Source organism: Chryseobacterium sp. RR2-3-20, from assembly GCF_017808115.1.
In the GTDB taxonomy this organism is placed as follows: Bacteria; Bacteroidota; Bacteroidia; order Flavobacteriales; family Weeksellaceae; genus Chryseobacterium; species Chryseobacterium oryzae.
Genome location: NZ_JADQBD010000112.1, coordinates 1 through 4912, shown reverse-complemented (window position 1 = coordinate 4912; position 4912 = coordinate 1). Strand labels below are relative to the sequence as shown.

The 4912-nt window shown below is 32.5% G+C and carries 5 protein-coding genes; all 5 read left to right on the top strand.

Annotated elements, in window-relative coordinates; genetic code table 11:
- Positions 1-175 precede the first annotated feature (175 nt).
- The 5 genes from IV513_RS14895 to IV513_RS14875 all read left to right on the top strand — a co-directional run bounded on the left by IV513_RS14895 (position 176) and on the right by IV513_RS14875 (position 4688).
- The gene (locus IV513_RS14895) at positions 176-541 is read left to right on the top strand and encodes a hypothetical protein (RefSeq protein WP_209391347.1); all 366 of its coding nucleotides are present in this window, start codon (positions 176-178) and stop codon (positions 539-541) included.
- 454 nt (positions 542-995) lie between these two features.
- Entirely contained in the window at positions 996-2156 is a 1161-nt protein-coding gene (locus IV513_RS14890; protein WP_209391346.1) for a GlmU family protein, read from the top strand.
- 97 nt (positions 2157-2253) lie between these two features.
- Positions 2254-2763 (top strand): RNA polymerase sigma factor, encoded by a 510-nt coding sequence (locus IV513_RS14885; RefSeq protein ID WP_209391345.1) that lies wholly within the window; start codon positions 2254-2256, stop codon positions 2761-2763.
- On the top strand, positions 2738-3400 hold the full coding sequence (locus IV513_RS14880) for a hypothetical protein (protein WP_245168964.1): 663 nt from the start codon (positions 2738-2740) through the stop codon (positions 3398-3400). The genes IV513_RS14885 and IV513_RS14880 overlap by 26 nt, the downstream gene beginning before the upstream one ends.
- A 7-nt stretch (positions 3401-3407) precedes the next feature.
- Positions 3408-4688, top strand: a complete 1281-nt coding sequence (locus tag IV513_RS14875; RefSeq protein WP_209391344.1) for a DUF4252 domain-containing protein — start codon at positions 3408-3410, stop codon at positions 4686-4688.
- The last annotated feature ends 224 nt before the right edge of the window (positions 4689-4912 follow it).

The window sequence follows — 4912 nt, the reverse complement described above, 5'->3', positions numbered from 1 at the left end:
TCCCAAAATGTGCTGAAAAACTGAATAAATTCATATCTAATTGTTTGATTACTACAAATATACAAAAGTTATGATAAATTACGGATATTCATAAAATTATTAATAAAAATGCCTTTTTCGAGGGATAATGTGGTATTATAATAAAAAATAGTTTTGCTGGAAATAATTGATTATTATGAAAACTAAAATTTTATTAATGTTTGTTTTGCTGTCATCTTTAACGGCATGTGAACGGGATGGAGAGAGCGGTAATTTAATTGTCGCGATCGACAATACAGCAAATACTTCAGGGGTTTACACTATTTTAATTGATGGTAAGTCTAATGGTTCTATTGTTCGCGAGCCAAATTTCAAAGCATCTAACTACGTAAATTGTGGTGATGATTGGGTTAAAATAAGTAAAACAACAAATGTTTCTGTTGTAACAGGTGTTTCAGGTGGAAAGCATAAAGTTGAACTTCAAAGACAAGGTAATAAAGTAATTGTAACAAGTTGGGACATAGATTTTGATAAATGCAAAAAACTTGTTGCTGTCTTTTAAAAATTATTACATGAATCACCATAATTTGGAAATGCAAATATCAATGAAGATTAACTTTTACAGTTAGAGCAAGCTCTCATGTTAGTAGTAGCAAATGACAATTAAAAAGAAGAAATGGCGCAAAGCATAAGAGTGAACTTACTCCAGAAGAATTAAATGCAAGTGGTCACAAAAACTGTCCTGCAAATGCACTGTGTAAAAAATAAGGATATTTATCTATTTCCAGAGTTGAAAAAGAAGAGCATCTGTTTTTCTTATGCTAAAATTTCAGACCCAAGGAGAAAAAGAAATTAGTTACAAAGTCTTTTTTCCAAGAGACTTTTTTACATTTTAATCAGAATTAAAATTTGAATACTCATAATTAATTTCAGTATTTGTATTTTTGTAAAAAGCAGAATGATGGCAAACTCTGAGTTTCCATCATCTAGCTTCCAACCTAAAAACTTTTAATAAAATGCAACTCGTATTCTCCGATGCACAATATTGGGAAGATTTTCTTCCGCTTACTTTTACCCGTCCCATTGCAGAAATGCGATGCGGAATTCTTACTTTCTCCGAAAGATGGCAGAAACTTTTAGAATCTACCGAAATTTCGTGGTTTACCGAAATGTATCTTCAGCAGAAATTCAGAGAACCGGAGAAAAAGGAAAGTCTGTTTTTGGTTCCTAATTTTTTGCCAACGGAAACCGTTATCCAAAAAATTAAAGATTTGAAACAAGGTGAAGCTTTGGTTTATGAAGATGAATTGGTCGCTGCAAAAATCAATATGGAAGGTTTTTCTTTAAATCAGATTGAAAAAATGACGGACATTAAGGAAGAACTCGTTTTCTTTAAAAAGCCAACCGACTTATTTACTTATAATAAAGAAGCCATCGATTTCGATTTTGAATTATTAACAAAAGGAAAAACGTCACAGGAATTATCTTCCACCAATGGTTTTTTAGGAAACAAAGAAGATTTATTCATCGAAGAAGGTGTCGAAGTTGAATTTTCTACCATCAACACCAAAACAGGAAAAATTTACATCGGAAAAAATGCCGAAGTGATGGAAGGTTGTAATCTGCGAGGGCCGATTGCCCTTTGCGAAGGTTCTAAATTTAATTTAGGAGCTAAAATTTACGGTGCAACAACGGTTGGTCCACATTCTAAAGTTGGTGGAGAAGTGAGTAATATTATCATTTTTGGATATTCCAATAAAGGACATGACGGTTTTGTAGGGAATTCTGTGATTGGAGAGTGGTGCAATCTTGGAGCCGACACCAATTCTTCCAACCTTAAAAATAACTACGGAAATGTAAAATTGTGGAATTACAGAACCAAAGATTTTCAGGATACAGGATTGCAGTTTGCAGGTTTAATTATGGGAGATCATTCTAAAACAGCCATTAATACTCAGTTAAATACTGGAACTGTGATTGGTGTAGCTTCCAATATTTTCAAAGAAGGATTTCCACCCAATCTTATTGAAAATTTTTCTTGGGGAGGTTTTAAAGGTGATGAAAAGTTTAAACTAGACAACGCCTACGAAGTTGCCGAAAAAGTAATGGCAAGAAGAAAAATGCCTTTAACAGATGTAGATAAAGGTATTTTGAAACATATTTTTGACGAATATTAATCAATAATAAACGAAAACTTCAATTTTTTTTGAAGTTTTTTTATTTTCTGTGTAATACATTCATATTTCAGATTGTCTTATTAATAGAAACAAACTTATGACTCAGGAAACTTTCAGGAATACGGTATTTATTCTCAGGGATGAGATGTTCCGTTTTGCGAAAAGGTTTGTAATGAGCAGTGATGAAGCCGAAGATGTTGTACAGGATCTGATGATTAAGTTTTGGCAGAAAAAAGATGAGCTGGAAACGTTTGGGAATTTAAAGTCTTATGCTTTAAAATCAGTAAGAAACGAATGTCTTAACCGGTTGAAGCATCATGATGTAAAATTAGGTTTTGCAGACTTACAGATTCACCGGTCTGAACTGTACAGTATGGAGGTGAATAATTTAAAAGATCATATTCTAAGTTTTATCAATCAGCTTCCGGAAAAACAAAAGATGGTGATCCATCTTAAAGATGTGGAAGAGTACGAAGTGTCTGAAATTTCCGAAATTATGGAAACGGAAGAAAACGCAGTAAGAGTAAATCTAATGCGAGCCAGACAGAAAGTAAAAGAACAAATCACTCAATTAATGAGCTATGAGCAACGATCAATTTCAAAATAAATATAAAGAAGTCTTCCAAAGTTTAAAGGAAGAAAAAATGGATTGGGATTTTGAAGATTTTCTTGAAAAAGCAGAATCAGAATCATCAGACGAAACACCGGTTATTCCAATTTCCAAGAACAAACCTTCGTTCCCGAAATGGTTTTGGATGGCTGCAAGTATTGTGGTAATAATGGGGTTCATTTTTGTTTTTACTGTAAATCAAAATAAAATTTCGGAAAAGCAGAATCTTGTAGAAAATGAAATTTTAAAGCCAAAAAATGCTTTCATATCAGAAAATCATAATCATGAATCTCAAGTGGCAGTTCATACGGTAGATTCTGTTTCTGGTGCTAAAAAAGACTCTATATTTAACGAAAAATCATTCACCGAGAACGATGTTTTGGATGAGATTTTATCTAAAAGAAGCCGAATTAAAAAAGAAAGAAAACCTAAATATGTTTATAATAATCCGCAAAAAAATCTAGCCGATTCTCTCGGATATCAGGATTCTTTTGTCATTGTAAACGGCAAACGCATTACCAGCGAAAAAGAGGCAATAGATGTGGCCACCTATTCCTTAATGAAGATTGGTCGTGAGTTTAAAAAAACTGTGGCATCGTCGCAGGAAAAAGAAAGTTTTACTAACGAATACTGAAACTAAAATGAAAAATATATTCTTTTCCATACTGTTATTTTTAGGCTGCTTTAACATTGGCAGTGCTCAAAACGAAAAACTGGATAAACTCTTCCAGCAATTTGAAAATAAGAATGGGATTACCTCGATTAGTATCAAAAAACCGATGTTCAAAATTTTAAGCAATCTTGAACTGGATGATGATTATTTAAAAAAAATAAAACCTATTCTGAAGGATGTGGATGGGCTTAAACTTGTCATTGTTCCAAAAGCAACATTCCCAAAAGAACTTGAATCTGAAAATATAGAAAATATAAAACTGAATATCGAAAAGACCAATGAAATCAATGAATCTCTGGAGGAACTTCATTTCGACAAACTAATGTCGATAAATAATGATGGAGTTTCTATGAAATTTCTTGCAGAAGCCGAAAAAGGCGATGTTTTGCAAAATCTTGTCTTCAACATAGATTCTGATGACGAAAACATTCTTTTTCTACTTAATGGTAAAATGAAAATGGATGACGTTAATAAAATCATCAACTCTACCGAGATGCAGATTTCAGTTTCTAATCCTTCGGCAAAAAATAATTCCAAAAACAACAGTTCTTATCTGAATGGTGAAAGCAGAAATGTAGGAGAATTTTCTGGAGTTCAGGTAAGTGCCGGGATTGTTGTGAACTACAAACAGGAACTCAATTCTTTGGTGAAAGTTATTGCCGATGCCGATAAACTCCAATACATCGTAACAAAAGTGGAAGACGGTATACTTAAAGTTTCTATTGATACAAAAGGACAGAGAAATCTGAAATTTAAAAATGTAAATGTAAACGTAAGCTCACCTAAAATAAACGAAATTAAAACTTCTTCAGGCTCAATTTTCAATTCTGTTAATAACATTCATGAAAATCAGATTACAGTAGATGTATCTTCGGGTTCTGTTGTAAATGCGAACTTTAATATTCAGGAAAAAGCATTTATAGATATAAGTTCTGGTGCTATAATCAATTCGCAAATCAATACAAAAGATATTTTCATAAAATCGGCGAGTGGAGCAGCTGCAAATTTTACCGGAAATGCTAATTCAGGAATTATAGACATCAGCAGCGGGGCGGTTTGTAATGCAAAAGATATGAAATTCAACAAACTAAAAGCAGAAGTTAGTTCGGGGGGTATTATTACAAGCCATGTAACGCAAGAATTGTCTGCAAAAGCTTCTTCGGGCGGAATAATCAGATTTAAAGGTAATCCGCAGATACATTCAAACATCAGTAAAAACTCTGGCGGAATGCTTAAACAGATAGATTAAAAAAGATTTTTTAGTCATTCAAATTTGATGAAATCCCAATTTTTAGCTTGCAGAGATACTTTTTGGGGATTTTTTTTGAACTCTAATTGACGGTTTTAAATAATATTAACTTCATATTTAACATATTTACCTGTTGTGCATTTAGGAATTAAAAAAAAAAGATTGTCCATTTGATTAAAAAATCGTATATTTAATTGATTACCAAGTCATTAAATACATGAACA